The sequence below is a fragment of the Stenotrophomonas sp. PS02300 genome, assembly GCF_029959395.1.
Classification (GTDB): Bacteria; Pseudomonadota; Gammaproteobacteria; order Xanthomonadales; family Xanthomonadaceae; genus Stenotrophomonas; species Stenotrophomonas maltophilia_AD.
On sequence record NZ_JASCOP010000020.1, the window covers coordinates 29881 to 46521 of the forward strand.

Genomic DNA, 16641 nt, shown 5'->3' on the forward strand with positions numbered 1-16641 from the left:
TCGGGATTTCCGTCCCTCGCCCGCCCCCACTCCGACGCCATTCGTCATGCATTCCAGTCCGCGCACCGCGTGGGCTGCACCCAATTCTCGCAGCGCGGTTCACGGGAACGCTCCGAGTCAGCCGATCAACTCGATCTGCCTTGCGTCCGGCCATTCGGCCTGGCGTTACTTTGTCTTTGGAGCTTCCACCCGATGTCTTTTGAAAACCTGGGCCTTGCCCCGTTCCTGCTGCGCGCGTTGTCCGAGCAGGGCTATGAAAACCCCACCCCGATCCAGGAGCAGGCGATCCCGCTCGCCCTGGAAGGCCGCGACCTGCTGGCCGGCGCGCAGACCGGTACCGGCAAGACCGCCGCGTTCGGCCTGCCGCTGCTGCAGCACCTGGGCACCAACCCGCAGGCCGTGAACGGCCCGCGCAAGCCGCGTGCGCTGGTGCTGGCCCCGACCCGCGAACTGGCCACCCAGGTGCATGACAGCCTGCGCGGCTACAGCAAGTACCTGCGCATTCCCAGCGCCTGCATCTACGGCGGCGTGGGCATGGGCAACCAGTTCGACGTGCTGCGCCGTGGCGTGGACCTGCTGGTGGCCTGCCCGGGCCGCCTGATCGACCACCTGGAGCGTCGCAGCGTCGACCTGTCGGGCATCGAGATCCTGGTGCTGGACGAGGCCGACCGCATGCTGGACATGGGCTTCCTGCCGTCGATCAAGAAGATCCTGGCCAAGCTGCCGCGCCAGAACCGCCAGACCCTGCTGTTCTCGGCGACCTTCGAAGAGAGCATCAAGCAGCTGGCGCTGGAGTTCATGCGCGATCCGGCGCAGATCCAGGTGACCCCGAAGAACACCGTGGCTGAGACCATCACCCACCGCGTGCACCCGGTCGATGGCGCGCGCAAGCGCGAGCTGCTGCTGCACCTGCTGGCCCAGGACAGCCGCGAGCAGACCCTGGTGTTCGGCCGTACCAAGCACGGCTGCGACAAGCTGGCCACGTTCCTGGAAAAGTCGGGCATCAAGACCGCGGCGATCCACGGCAACAAGAGCCAGGGCCAGCGCCTGCGTGCGCTGGGCGACTTCAAGGCCGGCCGCGTGACCGTGCTGGTGGCCACCGACATCGCCGCGCGCGGTATCGACATCAACGAGCTGCCGAAGGTCATCAACTACGACCTGCCGATGGTGGCCGAGGATTACGTGCACCGCATCGGCCGTACCGGCCGTAACGGCTCGACCGGCCAGGCGATCTCGCTGGTGGCCCAGGACGAAGCCAAGCTGCTGCGCCAGATCGTGCGCCTGCTGGACAAGGACATGGACATCCGCGACGTGCCCGGCTTCGAGCCGCAGACCCCGATCCGCTGGGGCAACAGCGCGCCGGGCAAGGCCGAAGTGCCGGGTGGCGATCGTTCGCCGCGCAAGCACGCGCGCCGCCCGCATGGCGAGGCCCCGCGCCACGCCCATGCCGGTGCCAAGACCGGCGGCGGCCAGCGTGACGGTGCCGGCCGCGGTGCAAGCCGCGGTGCCGGCAACGGTGCGCCGCGCGGTGGTGCGCCGTCGGGCCAGCGTCGTGGCGGTGGTGGCGGCGGCGGTCGCGGTCCGGGCGGCGGCAACCGCGCCGGCTGATCGTTCCGCCGGCTGCACCATTGAAAAGGGCGACGCATTGCGTCGCCCTTTTTTTTACCCGCGCGGCTTGGTCGGGTTGAGCAGGTTGCCGAAGAACACCGCGTTCAACAGCAGCCGCTCGGTGCCGTGCCAGTACTTGCGGTGCGCCGGGTCGTCGGCGAACAGCACCACGTTGCCCTGCCCCTGCGGCGACACCAGCAGCCAGGCGGCGCCGGCCACGCGGCTGCGGTTGGTCTCGGACAGGTAGCCGTTCACCCGCGGCGTTTCATCGATGCGCACCACGGTGGAGAACGCATTGCGGCTCGGCTTGAAGCTGATGCCGTTTTCCTTGTTGATCGCCAGCTGGGTGCGCGGCAACCCGAAGCCCAGCGGGTGGCTGGTATCCACGTCGGCGCTGAGGATGTTGCCGCTGACCCGCTCGATGGCGGCGATGTCGCGCTGGTCGCCGAACGCACGGCGGGCACCGTCGGGCTCCTTCTCTTCGGCGCCCAGCACTTCATCGCTGAGCTTCTGCTCGATCGCCCACTTGGCCGCGCTGCCGTAGGTCACCAGCGAGCCGCCTGCGTTGATCCAGCGCTTGAGCGCGGCCACCGCCGTGGCATCCACGCCGATGTAGGTGCCACCGGACAGCACGATGGTCGTGTAGCGGTCCAGGTTGACCTTGCCCAGCTGCGCCGGGTCCAGCTTGCTGGCCGGCAGCTGCACCTGCTGGTCGAGCAGGAACCACGCCGAGCCGATCTCGGTGGCGCTCACGCCCTCGCCCATCACCAGCGCCACCGCCGGCTTGCGCAGCGATTTGACGCTGTCGCTGCCCAGGTCGATGCCGCTGCGGCTCTGCCCGCTGGCCAGTGCATGCACCTGCACGCCGCTGCCGCGCGCCGCTTCCTCCACGGCGGCGAGCAAGGCGTCGCCAGCCAGCGTCTGGCCGGCCACCGGAACCACCACGCTGCCGCGCGCGAACGCCTGCTCACCCGAGGCGGTGGCCGCGGTGAACGGCTGGAACGCGGCACGGGTCAGCACGCCCTTGGCCTGCAGTGCGTACAGCGCGCGGCTGGCGTTGTAATCGCGCCAGTCGAACACATAGGCATAGCCGGCCTGGCCGCCGCTCACCCCGCCGCGCGTGGCCGGCAGGCTGGCAATGCGCTCGCCGCCGTCGACCCGGCTGCGGCTGCCTGCGAACGCGACGCCGTACGCCGGTGCGATGGCATAGGAGGTGCTGCCGTAGAACACGTCGCCCTTGATCGGCGGGGTCTCGGCGAAGATCGAATGCACCAGGCGGAACTGCGGCTGCGCGGTGGGCACCACGTAGGCGCTGCCCGGCTCGAAGCGCTGGCCGTCCACGGTGACCGCCGCGTTCAACGCCTGCACGGTGATCTGGTGCTGCAGCAGCAGGTCGAGCAGGCGCCGGGTCAGGCCCGGGTCCTTGCATCGCCGAACACGAAGGCCTTCACCGGCTGCTGGTTGGCCTGCTTCACCGCGGACTGGAAGAATTCCTTCTGCAGTTTCAGCAGTCCGTCGCGCTCGGTCACCGCGCCGCGCACGGTGCCCAGGCCGGTGGCCACCTGGTTGCGGATGGTGAACGGGAAGGTCAACAGGCCGTTGACCGATTCCTGCACGCGGCCACGCGAACTGGCCTGTTCCACCGTGACGCCGACCGCGCCGTGGAAGTCCGGATAGGTCGAGCCGTACACCGGCGAGAAGTTGTCGAAATTCTCACCGGTGTAGTACAGCGAGCCCAGCGCATCCAGCGCCTGCGCGTGGTACTTGGCCAGGGTCTTGTTGAACTCGTACGACGAGGCCGGCAGCAGCGGGCTGTGCATGCTCGCCGGCGACGGTTCGAAGTAGTAGGTGCTGTCCTTGCCCATCTCGTGGAAGTCGATCTGGACGTTGGGGTACCACTGGTGGAAGTACGCGATCTTCGGCCGTGTGTCCTGCTGGGTCAGCGCCAGCCAGTCGCGGTTGAGGTCGGTGAAGTAGTGGTTGGTGCGCCCCTGCGGGAACGGCTCCACGTGCTCCTTGTCGGCCGGGTCGGCCGATGCCGGCGAGGAGGCATAGGCGTTGTGCCAGCTGGCCGCGCGGTCGCGGCCGTCCGGGTTCTGCGCCGGGTCGAACAGCACCACCGCCTGCTGCAGCCACTTGGCCGTATCGGCATTGCGGTTGGCCACCAGGTAGTACGCGGTGAGCAGCGCGGCTTCGCCACTGGAGGTTTCATTGCCGTGCACGCTGTAGCCCAGCCACACCACCACCGGGCTGTTGCCGGCGGCCGACAGCGGCTGCGCCGGGTCGGCCAGGGTCACGTGCTGGCGGCGCAGGGTTTCCAGCTGCTGCTGGTTCTGCGCCGAGGTGACGGTGGCGATCAGCAGCGGGCGGCCTTCGTAACTGGTGCCGATCTGCTCGACCTTGATCTTGTCCGAGTGTTTCGCCAGTTCGTTGAAGTACGCCACCAGCTGGTCGTGCCGGGTGTAGCGGCTGCCGATCTCGTAGCCCAGGAACTGCTGCGGGGTGGGAATGGCCGGATCGAAATCACCGCCCTGCGGGAAGAAATAGGCGCTCTGTGCGAACGCCGGCGCGGCAAGCAGCCACAGCGCCCCCACCACCCAGGTGATGGGGCGCGACAAACCATGGAACAAGGACACAGCAAACCCCTCTTAGAAGCGGTAATCGAAGCCGATGGTGAAGTAGCGGCCGCGCAGGTCGTACTGGCTGAAGTCATACGGCGCGCGGATGCCCGGGAACGAGGCGTCGTACGGCGGTTCCTCATCGGCCAGGTTCTGGATCTTCGCGTACAGGGTCAGCTTCTCCAGCCCGGTGTAGGCCAGGTACAGATCGAACTGGCTGTACGAATCCACGCGGTCCTGCACGGCGGTTGCCGCTGCACTGGCCTTCTGGTCATAGCCGCTGGTGTAGTACCAGGTCAGCGCGGTGCGGAAGTCCGCGTAGGTCCAGTCCAGCGTGGTGGTGGCCTTGTTCTTGGGCAGGGTGGCGCCCAGGTTGCTGCCGGCGTAATCCACCAGCGGGCCGCCGACCACGGTGGGGCGGCTGTAATCGCGCACGTGGGTGAACGCGGTGGACAGCGAGAAGTCACCGGCCGCTTCGGTCGGGAAGCGCTGGCGCAGTTCCACGTCGAAGCCGGAGGTCTTGAGCTCGCTCAGGTTCTGGTAGCGGTTGAACACCGCCAGCAGCTTGCCGCGCTCATCGCGGGTGACCGCGCCGGGCACATCGTTGGTGACCAGGGTCTGGGTGTTGTTGGTGCCGACCAGGTTTTCCAGTTCGATGCGGTAGTAATCCACGCTCAGGCTGGTGTTGGACCACGGCGACAGCACCAGGCCCAGGTTGTAGCTCTTGGTGCGCTCGGGCTTCAGGTCGCTGTTGCCGACGGTGAAGAAGGCCGGGTTCTGGCGCGAGCCGGGCACGTCCGGGTCGCGCGGATCGATCACGCTGCCGTAGGCGATGCTGGTGCTGTTCGAGTTCTCCGACAGCGACGGCGCGCGGAAGCCCTTGGATGCGGCGGCGCGCACCAGCAGGATGTCGAACGGCTGCCAGCGCAGGCTCAGCTTGGGCGAGAACGCATCGCCGAAATCGCTGTAATGGTCGGCGCGCGCGGCGGCCTGCAGTTCCAGGCGCTCTGCCAGCGGCACGTTCACTTCGGCGTAGGCGGCGGTGACCTTGCGCTCGCCATGCACTTCGGCAATGGCCGGGCGGATCTGCAGGCCCGCGTCGATCTGCCACGGGTTTTCCGAATCCAGCTTTTCGCGGCGCCATTCCAGCCCGGCGGCGAAGCCGATCGGGCCGGCCCAGGTGCTGCCCAGGCCGCCGGAGATCTTGGCGTCCACGCCCTGCAGCACGGACTCGGCCGGGCGCAGGGTGCTCAGGTTGATGCCATCGATCACCGACTGCGGGGTGGCCGACGGATCAAGCAGGTTGTAGCTGCCGGTGGCCAGTGCATCGGCCAGGGTCCAGCGGTTGGCGAAGCCGCCGGAGACGGTTTCGCGCTCGCTGCTGCGTGCGCCGAACGCGCCCACTTCCCAGTCCCAGTCCTGCAGGCTGCCGCGCAGGCCGAACACGCCGCGGTAGGCGGTGGAACGGTTGGTCTTGATGGTCGGGCCGAGGTTGAAGAAGGTGTACTCGATCGGGATCGCGCGGCCGTACGGGTTGAACGGGCTGCTTGCCGGCAGGTTGGACGACACCGGCTCGGCCAGCCCGGTATCGGCGTTGAGCGCGAAGCGGCCGCTTTCCAGGGTGAAGAACGGGCTGCTGCCGAACCAGGACACGCCCTTGATCTCGCTGTAGATCACTTCGCCGAACGCTTCGACGTTGTCGTTCACCTTGAAGGTGCCGTTGACGTAGGCCTGGTAGCGTTTGGTCGAGGGAATCAGGGTGGTGTACGGGGCGAGGTTGTAGCCGCAGGTGTTGCCGGCCAGGCCGTCGATCGGCGCGCTGGGCACCAGCGTGGTGTTTTCCGGGCACTGGCCGTTGGCGTCGAGCATGGGCACGGAGGTGCCGTTGACCAGGAAGCGCGCGCCCTTGGCGGACCAGCCGTTCCAGCGGCCACCGGGCTTGTCGGTGTAGATGCCGGACTTGGTGAGGTCGCGCTGGTCCTGGTCCAGGCGTTCGCGGTTGTAGCCTTCCAGGCTGACCAGGATGTTGTAGCCATCGGCCTCCAGGTCGCCGATGCCGCCGATGAACTTCAGGTTCTGTTCGTCCAGGCCGCCCTGGTCGGCGGTGCCGACGCTGCCGCCCAGTTCGGCGCCCTGGAAGTTCTGCCGGGTGATGATGTTGACCACGCCGGCCACGGCGTCGGAGCCGTACACGGCCGAGGCGCCGTCCTTGAGCACTTCGATGCGCTCCACGGCGACCATCGGCAGTGCGTTGAGGTTGACGAAGGTGTCGGACAAGCCACCGGCCGGGAAGCCGTAGTTGGCCAGGCGGCGGCCGTTGAGCAGCACCAGGGTGTTCTTCTGCGACAGGCCACGCAGGCCGATGCCGGCCGAACCCGAGGCCCAGCCGTTGTTGGTGGTTTCGTTGTTGGCGTTGCCGGTGTTGGCCGAGATCGAGCGCAGCAGGTCGGCCACGGTGGCCTTGCCGGTAGCTTCAATCTCCTGGCGGCCGATCACCTGCACCGGGTTGGCCGTCTCGGTGTCGGTGCGCTTGATGTTGGAGCCGGTGACACGCACCGCGGCAAGGGTGGTGCTTTCGCCGCTGGCGGAGGCTTCGGGGCTGGCATCGGTGCCAGCGGCGGAGTCGAGGGCAAACGCAGGCAAAGGCGTAGCCAGGGCGGCGGAAAGGGCCGCCACAAGAAGGGTGTGCTTGGGCATGAACTCTATGGGGGTGGTGGACGACAAGTCCCGCAGTAGTCCATGCCAAGGGCTTAACGAGCCAATAACATCGCTTCATGCGGATATAACGAAAAGTAACATCTCTTCATCCGGATGGATATGTTTTTGTTGGATGGCCGTACAATGGGCCCATGGAAATCTTCAAAGTCTTTACCCTCGAAGCGGCCCACCACCTGCCCAACGTGCCGGCGGGTCACAAGTGCGCGCGCCTGCACGGCCACTCGTTCCGGGTGGAGCTGAAGGTCGAGGGCGAGCCGGGCGAACACACCGGCTGGATCATGGATTTCGGCGACGTCAAAGCGGCCTTCCAGCCGATCTACGACCGCCTGGACCATCATTACCTCAACGACATCCCCGGCCTGGAAAACCCGACCAGCGAACGCCTGGCGATCTGGATCTGGAACGAGCTCAAGCCCGCCCTGCCGGCGCTGAGCGAGGTGACGGTGCATGAGACCTGCACCTCGGGCTGCCGCTACCGCGGCTGAGATTCATCCCCAACCGATTGTTTCTGAACGGTTTTAATACAATCCGGACCGTTTCGGCAATTTATTGTTGCAATGCACCACGATCGGCGTATGCTGCATTGCATCAAGCGGAATTTGCGTGGGTCCCTCCCCCCACGCAATCCCAAGACCCGACAGAACCCTCCCTCTGTCGGGTCTTTTTTTTTGGGTTCGATTGATCCCGATCTACGGACACTACGTAACAATTCGTAGCCCCGGCCGTTGGCCGGACACCGCGCGCAGCGCGGCCCAAGCATCCGAAGGCGGTCACGCAACGATGGCGACCACCTGTCCGGCGTTTACAGCATCCGAAGCGGTAGCGCCGGCCGTTGGCCGGCTGCTCTTCGTTCCCGGGTCATGAACGCCTGAAGCGCGGCTTCGGAACGTGTAAACGCCGGATGGATGATCGGAACCGCGTTTTGCCGTTCCCGGATACTTGGGCCGCGCTGCGCGCGGTGTCCGGCCAACGGCCGGGGCTACGAATTCATACGTGCCCATTGGGATCGGGATCAATCATCCAGCGCATTCGGACGCACCGCCGCACCGTTTACCGCGCGAGCGGGCGCACGATCTGGACCAGGCTCAACAGCGTTTTGCCCGGCTCTTCCCACGGCACCATGTGGGCCGAATGTTCGAACCACACGCCCTGCTTGTAGGGCGCCTGCACGCTGTTCAACCAGCGCTCGGTCGGCGCGGTGGGCGTGGTGTAGTCGTGGCGGCCCATGAACATCACCACCGGGATCGGGAAGCGGGTGATCGGGTTGAAATTTACTTTCAGCATCTGCGGCAGCAACGGCCCCAGCGACAACACGCTGCCCTTGTCGATGTTGCAGCGGTCCGCGTCCGTGTAGTCCGGTGAGAGCCTGGCCGCGCCGAAGTAATATTTCGAGTCATCGCGGTAGGCCGTCAGCCCGCCGTAGTACTGCGGCCACGTGCGCGCCGTGATGATCCGCTCGCGCGTGATCGGCGTGTTGCCCGGGTACGGCGCAATCCCCTCCAGTTCGGCCACCGCCTTGGCGTTGCCGTGGGCCTTTGCCTGCGCCAGGCCGTAATCGAAACTGATTTTCTCGTTTTCCACCTGGTTGATGATCTGCCCGATCCCCACGTACGCGTGGAACAGGTCCGGCCGCTTCAGCGCCGCCTGCATCGCCACGATCGTGCCCCAGCTGTGCGCCATCAGGATCACCTTGCGCTGGCCCAGGTGCGTGCGCAGGTGCTCGGCCACTTCGATGGCATCGTCCACGTAGCGTTCGATGGTCAGCGTCGGCGCGATCGCGTCCGGCGACGCCTCCGCGTAGGTCTTGCCCGCGCCGCGCTGGTCCCAGTCCACCACCGTGAAGTATTCCTCCAGCGGCCGCTGGAACTGCCACAGGCTCGGCGTCACCGGGCTGGCCGGGCCACCGTGCACGAACAGGATCACCGGGTTGGCCCGGTCCTCGCCGCGGATCGTCAGCCACTGCTTCACCCCGCCGATCGGCGTGGCGTACTGTTCCTGGATGCCGTTCGGCGTGGTGATGCGCTGCAGGTCACGGACCACCGCGCGCGCCGGCTCCAGCGCCGAGGTGTCCGGGCATGCGTCTGCCGCATGTGCGCTGCCCGCCATGGCCAGCACCAGCATGAGCGGGATCAGGCCAAACCGGCGGCGGGAATCCTGTGCGTAGGGCATGCGTTCACTCCTGGCGGGTGTTGAATGCATTGCATCCTGCCAGTAACAGGCGCCCCAGTGCCGGTGGTCGCCATGACCTTGGGCAGGGGCGGCTCAGACCACCCGCGCCGCCGGCAGCGAGAACACGAACAACGCGCCCTCGCGGCTGTCCAGCAGCTGGATCTCACGCTGGTGCAGCTGAAGGATGCGGTGCACGATCAGCAGGCCCAGCCCGCCGCTGTCCGGGCGCTGGCTGCCGAACGCCGGCGGCGTGTGGAACAGGTCCTCGCGCCGCGCCGCCGGAATGCCCGGGCCGGTGTCGGCCACGCTGACCTGCACCTCGCCCTGCGCCGCCTGCAGCGTCACCGTGATCCGGCCGCCTTCGGGCGTGTGCCGGATCGCGTTGTCCAGCAGGTTGGTCAGCACCCGCTCGATCAGCGCCAGGTCCGCGTCCACCACCGGCAGGCCGGGCGGAATGTCCGCCGCCAGCGTCTGCCGGCGCGCCTGCGCGGCCAGCTCGAACTTCTGGAACACGTCCTGCACCAGGTCCGGCAGCGAGAACGCCTGGCGGTCCAGCACCACCCCGCCGTGTTCCAGCCGCGCCAGCTCGAACAGTGCCTGGGCGAGCCGGCCCACCTTGTGGCTCTGCGACAGCGCGATGCCCAGGTAACGCTGGCGCTCTTCGGCGCTCAGCGTGGCGTCCTTCAACGCCAGCGTTTCCAGGTAACCGTGCAGCGACGACAACGGCGTGCGCAGGTCATGCGAGATGTTGGCCACCAGCTCGCGCCGCTGCAGGTCCTGCTGGCGCAGCTGCTGCCACTGCTCGCCCAGGCGCTGGCCCATGTGCCCGAAACTGTGCTGCAGGATCGCCAGCTCATCGCGCTCGCCGGCGCGCAGCGGCGTGGGCGGCAACGCCTGCGCCGGCGCCGCCGCATCCACGTCGAACGACTGCACGCGCCGGGTCAGCTGGCGCAGCGGCCGGGTCACCCAGCGGAACGCCACCGCACCGGCCAGCAGGCCGATGCCGGCCACGATCGCCAGCGACCACAGCGTGGTGCGCAGCGTGGCGTTGGCCGCGATGTTGGCCGCCAGCGCCTCGCGCTGCTCGCCCACGAGCACCACGTAGATGTAGCCGGCCTGGCGGCCCTGCACGAACAGCGGCGCGGCGTTGAACACCTTGCGCCCACGTTCGCTGCGCGGGTCATCGCCAAGGATCGGCAGCGGGTCATCGCGCAGCAGTGCCTGCACCGGCGCCAGGTCCACGCGGTCGCGCTTGAGGTGGCCGGTAGGCGCATCGTGGCCGAGGATGCGGCCCTGGTCGTCCAGCAGGTACACCTCCACGCTGGGGTTGACCGCCATCAGCTTGCCGAACAACGCGCGCACCTCGCCGGTGCGCATGCCGGCGCCGTCCATCAGCTCGCCGCTGCGCGCGATGTGCTCGGCCAGCCCGCGCGACAGCCGCTGTACGGTTTCCTGCTCGTGCAGGGTGGTGCTGCGCATCTGGATCGCCATCAGCGCGCCGCAGCACACCAGCAGCAGCGCGAAGAACGCCACCGACAACCGCTGCGACAACGACAACCGGATCATGCCGCCGCGCCTTCGCTGCCATCGACCAGTTTGTAGCCACGGCCCCACACGGTCTGGATGCGCTGCGGCGAGGCCGGGTCGCGTTCGATCTTGTTGCGCAGCCGGTTGATGTGGGTGTTCACCGTGTGCTCGTACCCATCGTGCTGGTAGCCCCACACCTGGTTGAGCAGGTCCATGCGCGAGTACACCTGGCCGGGGTGGCGGGCGAAGAAGTACAGCAGGTCGAATTCGCGCGGGGTCAGTTCCAGCGCGCGCCCTTCCACCTGCGCAGTGCGCGCCACCGGGTCGATGCGCAGCCCGGCCACGGCCAGTTCGCCGGCATCGATGCGCGCGTTCTGCGCCATTGCCTCCACCCGGCGCAGCAGCGCCTTGACCCGCGCCACCAGTTCCAGCATCGAGAACGGCTTGGCCAGGTAATCGTCCGCGCCCAGTTCCAGGCCCAGGATGCGGTGCACTTCGCTGGCGCGTGCACTGGTGATGATGATCGGGGTATAGCGCGCCATGCCGCGCGCGCGCCGGCAGATCTCCAGCCCGTCCACGCCCGGCAGCATCAGGTCCAGCACCAGTGCAGACCACGGCTGCGCCTCCAGCAGGGCCAGGCCCTCGTCGCCGGTGGCCGCGTGGGTGACCTCGTAGCCCTCGTCGCGCAGGTGCATGCGCAGCAGGTTGGCGATGTGGACATCGTCTTCGACGATCAGGACGCGCTTGGCACTGCTCATTGGCACGGTGACGGGCAGCAGGAAGGTGAACGCATTGTGGCCAGATCCGGACCTGAATGTGTCACGGAAAATTTAACCCTGCGTGAGGATTCGTTGACCGGCCCGGGCGCAGCATGGCCCCATCGTTTCCAGACCGGGAGATCGCCATGCGTTGTACCCGTCGCAGACTGCTCGGCATGGGCGCCATCGGCGCCGCGGCCGGCCTGTTCGGCCTGACCGCCTGCAGTGGCTCGGCCCCCGCCGCACCGGCGCCCACCCGCCGTTTCGAGGTGATGCGCACCGATGCGCAGTGGCGCGAGCAGCTCAGCCCGGCGCAGTACGCCGTGCTGCGCCGGCAGAGCACCGAGCGCCCCTTCAGCAGCCCGCTCAACAAGGAACACCGGCGCGGCACCTTTACCTGTGCCGGGTGCGCGCTGCCGTTGTTCTCCTCCTCCACCAAGTTCGACAGCGGCACCGGCTGGCCCAGCTTCTGGGCACCGCTGCACGACGCCGTTGCCGAGGACCGCGACACCACGTTGGGCATGCTGCGCGTGGAAGCGCACTGCCGGCGCTGTGGTGGGCACCTGGGCCATGTGTTCGATGACGGCCCGCGCCCGACCGGGCTGCGTTACTGCATGAACGGCGTGGCGATGAACTTCGTCGCCGCTGGCGAAGAGACACGCGTGCGGCTACCCAACCGCACGTAACGCCGATGACGCCGCCGGGCAGGGCCCGGCTCTACCCCCGATAAGGAACGTTCGATGATTCTGCTTGTACTTGCCTACCTGGGCGGCGTGTTGACCATTCTCAGCCCGTGCATCCTGCCGGTGCTGCCGTTCGTGTTTGCCCGCTCCGACCGCCCGTTCCTGCGCAGTGGCCTGCCGCTGCTGATCGGCATGGCGTTGATGTTCGCGGTGGTGGCCAGCCTGGCCGCCGTGGGAAGCCAGTGGGTGGCGCAGGCCAACCAGATCGGGCGCTGGATCGCACTGGTGGTGATGGCGCTGTTCGCCGTTGCACTGCTGTGGCCGGCACTGGCCGACCGCCTGTTGTCGCCGTTCCAGCGGTTGGGCGCGCGGCTCAGTGCATCCGCTGACAAGGCCACCGATGCCGGGCGCGGCGGCGTGGGCACCTCGCTGTTGATCGGCGTGGCCACCGGCCTGCTGTGGGCGCCGTGCGCCGGCCCGATCCTGGGGTTGATCCTCACCGGTGCTGCCCTGCAGGGCGCCAGCGTGGGCACCAGCGGGCTGCTGCTGGCCTATGCACTGGGCGCGGCAACCTCGCTGGCGCTGGCGATCTGGATTGGCGGGCGCGTGTTCACCGCGCTCAAGCGTCGGCTGGGCGCGGGCGAGTGGATCCGCCGTGCGCTCGGCGTGGCCGCGCTGCTGGCCGTGGTGGCCATTGCGATGGGCTGGGATACCGGCGTGCTCACCCGGCTGTCGTCGGTCAGTACCGCGCGGCTGGAACAGGGCCTGCTGGATACCCTGCCCGGCCAGGCCCCTGACGCCGGCCCGGCGATGATGATGCGCGCCGCCGATGCACCGGCCGGTGCCGAGCTTCCGGTGGAAGGCACGCTGCCGTCGCTGGACGGTGCCACCGGCTGGCTCAACAGCCCGCCGCTGACCGCCGAAGGCCTGCGCGGCAAGGTGGTGCTCGTCGATTTCTGGACCTATTCCTGCATCAACTGCCTGCGCGCCCTGCCCTATGTGCGGGAGTGGGAACAGCGTTACCGCGACCAGGGCCTGGTGGTGATCGGCGTGCACGCCCCGGAGTTCGCCTTCGAGCGCAACCTGGGCAACGTGCAGCGCGCGGTGAAGGAACTGAAGATCGACTACCCGGTGGCGATCGACAACGAGTTCGCGATCTGGCGCGGCTTCAACAACCGCTACTGGCCAGCGCATTACTTCATCGACGCGCAGGGCCGCATCCGTGCGCACCACTTCGGTGAAGGCAACTACGCGCAGTCCGAACGGATCATCCGCCAGCTGCTGCGCGAAGCGGGCGCCAACCTGCCCGATGAGCCGGCCCAGGCCATGGCGATGGCCGCCAGCGCGCCGCGAGCCGGGGTGGAACTGCAGGCCGACATGTCCAACCTCAAGTCGCCGGAGACCTATCTCGGGTACGCGCGTGCGGAGAACTTCGCCTCGCCGGACGGCCAGCGCCGCGATGCACCCGCCGACTACACGTTGCCGTCGATGTTCGCGCTGAACCAGTGGGCGCTGTCCGGTCGCTGGACGGTGGGCGACGAAGACGCCCAGCTGCAACGCGCCGGCGGCCGTATCGCGTTCCGCTTCCATGCGCGCGACCTGCACCTTGTGCTCGCACCCGGTGCGGATGGCAAGCCGGTGCGGTTCCGCGTGCGCATCGATGGCCAGCCGCCCGCCGCCTCCGCCGGTGGCGATGTCGGCGCCGATGGCAGCGGCACGGTCAACGAGCACCGCCTGTACCAGCTGATCCGCCAGTCCGGCGATGTCGGCGAGCGCACGTTCGAGATCGAGTTCCTCGATCCCGGGGTGCACGCCTATGCCTTCACCTTCGGTTGAACCAGGAGAGTCCCATGCGTGTTTCCTTCGACAAACTCGTGGCCGGTGGCATTGCCGCTGCCATTGCCGCGTTGACCATCAGCGCAGTGGTCAGCCTGGACCGCCCCGCGCATGCTGCGGCGGCAGAAGCGGTGGTGGCAGTGCCGGCACCGGCGGGCGCGGCCGACCCGAAGCTGCCCGGCAAGCGCGCGCAGGTGGTGTTCGCCGGCGGCTGCTTCTGGGGCGTGCAGGGCGTGTTCCAGCACATCAAGGGCGTGGACAACGCGGTCTCCGGCTACATCGGCGGGCGCCCGGCCGACGCGAACTATTCGCGCGTCAGTGGCGGTGGCACCGGCCATGCCGAAGCGGTGCAGGTGACCTACGACCCCAGCCAGGTGAGCTACGGCCAGTTGATGCAGGTGTTCTTCTCGGTGGCGCACGATCCGACCCAGCTCAACCGCCAGGGTCCGGACCGGGGCACGCAGTACCGCTCGGCGGTGTTCGCCGACGATGCCGCGCAGCGTGATGCCACCCGCGCCTACATCGCGCAGCTGCAGAAGGCGCGCGCGTACGCGGCGCCGGTGGTGACCACGGTCGACGGCGGCAAGCCGTTCGTTGCCGCCGAGGGCTACCACCAGAACTACCTGACCCTGCACCCGGAGTCGTTGTACATCCGCATCAACGACCAGCCGAAGGTGGCGGCGCTGCAGCGGATGTACCCGCAGCTGTACCGCGAGAAGCCGCGTCTTGTGTCGACCTTGTCGGCAAGGTAACGGTTGGAACGGCGGTAGAGGCCGACCGTTGGTCGGTCTTCGCCGCGGGAACGCCAGGTTGCAAGCCAACCAGGGTACAGCGCACCATAGCGGCGACCCTCATGGTTACAGATTCCATGGCCGCCAACCTCTACCAATCGCTGGCCGACGAAATGGCCGACGCCATCCACACCGGCCGCCTGCCGGCCGGTGCGCGGCTGCCGTCGCTACGCGGGCTGGCCGCGCAGCGCCAGCTCAGCTTGAACACGGTGATCGCCGCCTACCGGCAGCTTGAGGACGCCGGGCTGGTGATGCCCCGGCCCAAGGCCGGGTTCGTGGTCAGCGCGCGCCTGCCCGAACCCACCCGTTCGCTGCGCCAGGCCCCGGCACTGGCCACCACCCAGGCCCAGCAGCTGATGATGGCGCGCGTGCTGGAGGCGCAGCGGCAACCGGGCATCGTCGACTTGGCGTTCGCCGGTCCGCGCGGCGAGCGCTTCTACCCCGCCGCACGGCTGGCCCGTGCCACCGCGCAGGTACTGCGGCGCACGCCGGCTATGGTGCGCACCTACGCGCGCCCCAACGGCGCCAAGCGGCTGCTGGAGCAGATCGTGCGGCGCGGGCCCCGGCTGGGCCTGCACACCACGGTGGAGCGGCTGGTGCTCACCCATGGCGCGATGGAAGCGCTGCAGCTGGCGCTGCGTGCCGTCACCCGTCCGGGCGATGCGGTCGGCATCGAAGCCCCCTCCTACTTCAACCTGTACCCGTTGCTGGCCAACCTGGGCCTGAAGGCGATCGAACTGCCCACCGACCCGCGCGAAGGGCTGGACGTGGACGCGGTGGAAGCGCAGCTGCAGGCGGGTGCGCTCGCCGCCATCGTCGCGATGCCCAGCGTGCACAACCCGCTGGGCTGCACCCTGCCGGTGCCGGCCAAGCAGCGCCTGGCCGCGCTGGTGAACCAGTACCAGGTCCCGCTGATCGAAGATGCGGTGTATGCCGAACTGCAGTACCAGGAGCCGCTGGCGCCCCTGCTGAAAGCGTTCGACGAAGACGGCTGGGTGATCGTGGTCAACGGTTTTTCCAAGACGCTCGCGCCCGATTACCGGATCGGCTGGCTCGATGGCGGGCGCTTCGCCGCCGACATCCAGCTGCTCAAGTTCCAGTCCACCGGCGCCGAATCGCAGCTGCTGGGCGAAGCGGTTGCCGCGTTCCTGGAAGCCGGCAGCTACGAACACCACCTGCGCGGACTGCGCCGGCTGTACCGCGAGCAGGTCAGCCGCGTGCGTGCACTGGTGGCCCAGCACTTCCCACCCGGCACCCTGGCCACCCAGCCCAGCGGCGGCTTCCTGCTCTGGATCGAACTGCCGGCGGGCGTGGACAGCAGCGTGCTGTTCGAACAGGCGCTGGCCGAAGGCGTGGTGTTCATGCCCGGCCAGGTGTACTCGCGCGGCGCCCGCTACCGGCACTGCCTGCGGCTGTCGTGCTGCCAGGACCTCGACGCGCGCTACGTGGGGGCCATTGCCAGCGTCGGCCGGCTGGCCACTGCGCTGCTCGCCCAGGCGCGCGGCTGACGCTCAGCCCAGCAGGTGGTGGGCCAGCTGCGCGGGATCGGCGCCTGGCGCGTACGGCAGCCGGCCCCAGAACGGCAGCGGCAGGCGCGCGCGCAGCAGCGCCACGTTGTCGTCGATGCGCTCCATCTGCGGGTCCACCTCGTTGGCGATCCAGCCGATGCAGGTCGCACCGCTGGCGGCGATCGCCTGCGCGGTCAGCCGCGCGTGGTTGAGGCAGCCCAGCCGCAGGCCCACCACCATCACCACCGGCAGCTGCAGCGCCTGCACCAGGTGCGACTGGTCCAGGGTGGTCGACAGCGGCGCCAGCCAGCCGCCCACGCCTTCCACCACCACCGTGTCGGCCTGCGCGCGCAGGCGGGCGAAGGCCGCCTCGATCGGCGCCAGCGACAGCGTCACCCCGGCCGCCGCGGCGGCCAGCTCCGGGG

At 68.4% G+C, this 16641-nt stretch carries 11 protein-coding genes and 1 pseudogene; 6 read left to right on the top strand and 6 right to left on the bottom strand.

Annotated features, from left to right (window positions below):
• The first annotated feature begins 192 nt into the window (after nt 1–192).
• Entirely contained in the window at nt 193–1608 is a 1416-nt protein-coding gene (locus tag QMX79_RS06305; protein ID WP_282245435.1) for a DEAD/DEAH box helicase, read from the top strand.
• 54 nt (nt 1609–1662) lie between these two features.
• On the opposite strand, the pseudogene QMX79_RS06310 reads toward QMX79_RS06305, so the two are convergent.
• Nucleotides 1663–4226 (bottom strand): annotated as a pseudogene (locus QMX79_RS06310) (M14 family zinc carboxypeptidase).
• Nucleotides 4227–4256: 30 nt separating this feature from the next.
• The gene (locus QMX79_RS06315) at nt 4257–6923 is read right to left on the bottom strand and encodes a TonB-dependent receptor (protein WP_282245436.1); all 2667 of its coding nucleotides are present in this window, start codon (nt 6921–6923) and stop codon (nt 4257–4259) included.
• A 152-nt stretch (nt 6924–7075) separates the two neighbouring features.
• Here QMX79_RS06315 and queD point away from each other — a divergent pair, with 152 nt between their 5' ends.
• Complete coding sequence (queD, locus tag QMX79_RS06320) at nt 7076–7429, top strand: 6-carboxytetrahydropterin synthase QueD (RefSeq protein WP_068849013.1); 354 nt, start codon at nt 7076–7078, stop codon at nt 7427–7429.
• Between the two features lie 565 nt (nt 7430–7994).
• Here queD and QMX79_RS06325 read toward each other — a convergent pair.
• The 3 genes from QMX79_RS06325 to QMX79_RS06335 all read right to left on the bottom strand — a co-directional run bounded on the left by QMX79_RS06325 (nt 7995) and on the right by QMX79_RS06335 (nt 11398).
• Nucleotides 7995–9113, bottom strand: coding sequence for an alpha/beta hydrolase (locus tag QMX79_RS06325; protein WP_282245439.1), 1119 nt, complete (start codon nt 9111–9113; stop codon nt 7995–7997).
• 93 nt (nt 9114–9206) lie between these two features.
• On the bottom strand, nt 9207–10679 hold the full coding sequence (locus QMX79_RS06330; protein ID WP_282245441.1) for a HAMP domain-containing sensor histidine kinase: 1473 nt from the start codon (nt 10677–10679) through the stop codon (nt 9207–9209).
• Nucleotides 10676–11398: a response regulator transcription factor gene (locus tag QMX79_RS06335; protein WP_184124568.1), complete on the bottom strand. Its 723-nt coding sequence runs from the start codon at nt 11396–11398 to the stop codon at nt 10676–10678. Before QMX79_RS06335 ends, QMX79_RS06330 begins: the two co-directional genes overlap by 4 nt.
• Before the next feature lie 146 nt (nt 11399–11544).
• Between QMX79_RS06335 and msrB the strand changes: the two genes are divergently transcribed.
• The 4 genes from msrB to QMX79_RS06355 all read left to right on the top strand — a co-directional run bounded on the left by msrB (nt 11545) and on the right by QMX79_RS06355 (nt 16216).
• Nucleotides 11545–12084 (top strand): peptide-methionine (R)-S-oxide reductase MsrB, encoded by a 540-nt coding sequence (gene msrB, locus QMX79_RS06340; protein ID WP_282245447.1) that lies wholly within the window; start codon nt 11545–11547, stop codon nt 12082–12084.
• A 54-nt stretch (nt 12085–12138) separates the two neighbouring features.
• Complete coding sequence (locus QMX79_RS06345; RefSeq protein WP_282245448.1) at nt 12139–13917, top strand: cytochrome c biogenesis protein DipZ; 1779 nt, start codon at nt 12139–12141, stop codon at nt 13915–13917.
• Between the two features lie 14 nt (nt 13918–13931).
• Nucleotides 13932–14669 (top strand): peptide-methionine (S)-S-oxide reductase MsrA, encoded by a 738-nt coding sequence (gene msrA, locus QMX79_RS06350; protein ID WP_282245449.1) that lies wholly within the window; start codon nt 13932–13934, stop codon nt 14667–14669.
• A gap of 101 nt (nt 14670–14770) precedes the next feature.
• Nucleotides 14771–16216: a PLP-dependent aminotransferase family protein gene (locus QMX79_RS06355; protein WP_282245450.1), complete on the top strand. Its 1446-nt coding sequence runs from the start codon at nt 14771–14773 to the stop codon at nt 16214–16216.
• A 3-nt stretch (nt 16217–16219) separates the two neighbouring features.
• Here QMX79_RS06355 and bioD read toward each other — a convergent pair.
• Nucleotides 16220–16641 (bottom strand): ATP-dependent dethiobiotin synthetase BioD (bioD, locus tag QMX79_RS06360; RefSeq protein ID WP_282245451.1); only part of this gene is annotated, 422 nt, incomplete at its 5' end.

Bases quoted from the DNA above. Each gene is read 5' to 3' on its own strand.
- QMX79_RS06305 (WP_282245435.1), top strand. From the start codon at position 193: ATGTCTTTTGAAAACCTGGGCCTTGCCCCGTTCCTGCTGCGCGCGTTG.
- QMX79_RS06315 (WP_282245436.1), bottom strand. From the start codon at position 6,923: ATGCCCAAGCACACCCTTCTTGTGGCGGCCCTTTCCGCCGCCCTGGCT.
- queD (WP_068849013.1), top strand. From the start codon at position 7,076: ATGGAAATCTTCAAAGTCTTTACCCTCGAAGCGGCCCACCACCTGCCC.
- QMX79_RS06325 (WP_282245439.1), bottom strand. From the start codon at position 9,113: ATGCCCTACGCACAGGATTCCCGCCGCCGGTTTGGCCTGATCCCGCTC.
- QMX79_RS06330 (WP_282245441.1), bottom strand. From the start codon at position 10,679: ATGATCCGGTTGTCGTTGTCGCAGCGGTTGTCGGTGGCGTTCTTCGCG.
- QMX79_RS06335 (WP_184124568.1), bottom strand. From the start codon at position 11,398: ATGAGCAGTGCCAAGCGCGTCCTGATCGTCGAAGACGATGTCCACATC.
- msrB (WP_282245447.1), top strand. From the start codon at position 11,545: ATGCGTTGTACCCGTCGCAGACTGCTCGGCATGGGCGCCATCGGCGCC.
- QMX79_RS06345 (WP_282245448.1), top strand. From the start codon at position 12,139: ATGATTCTGCTTGTACTTGCCTACCTGGGCGGCGTGTTGACCATTCTC.
- msrA (WP_282245449.1), top strand. From the start codon at position 13,932: ATGCGTGTTTCCTTCGACAAACTCGTGGCCGGTGGCATTGCCGCTGCC.
- QMX79_RS06355 (WP_282245450.1), top strand. From the start codon at position 14,771: ATGGTTACAGATTCCATGGCCGCCAACCTCTACCAATCGCTGGCCGAC.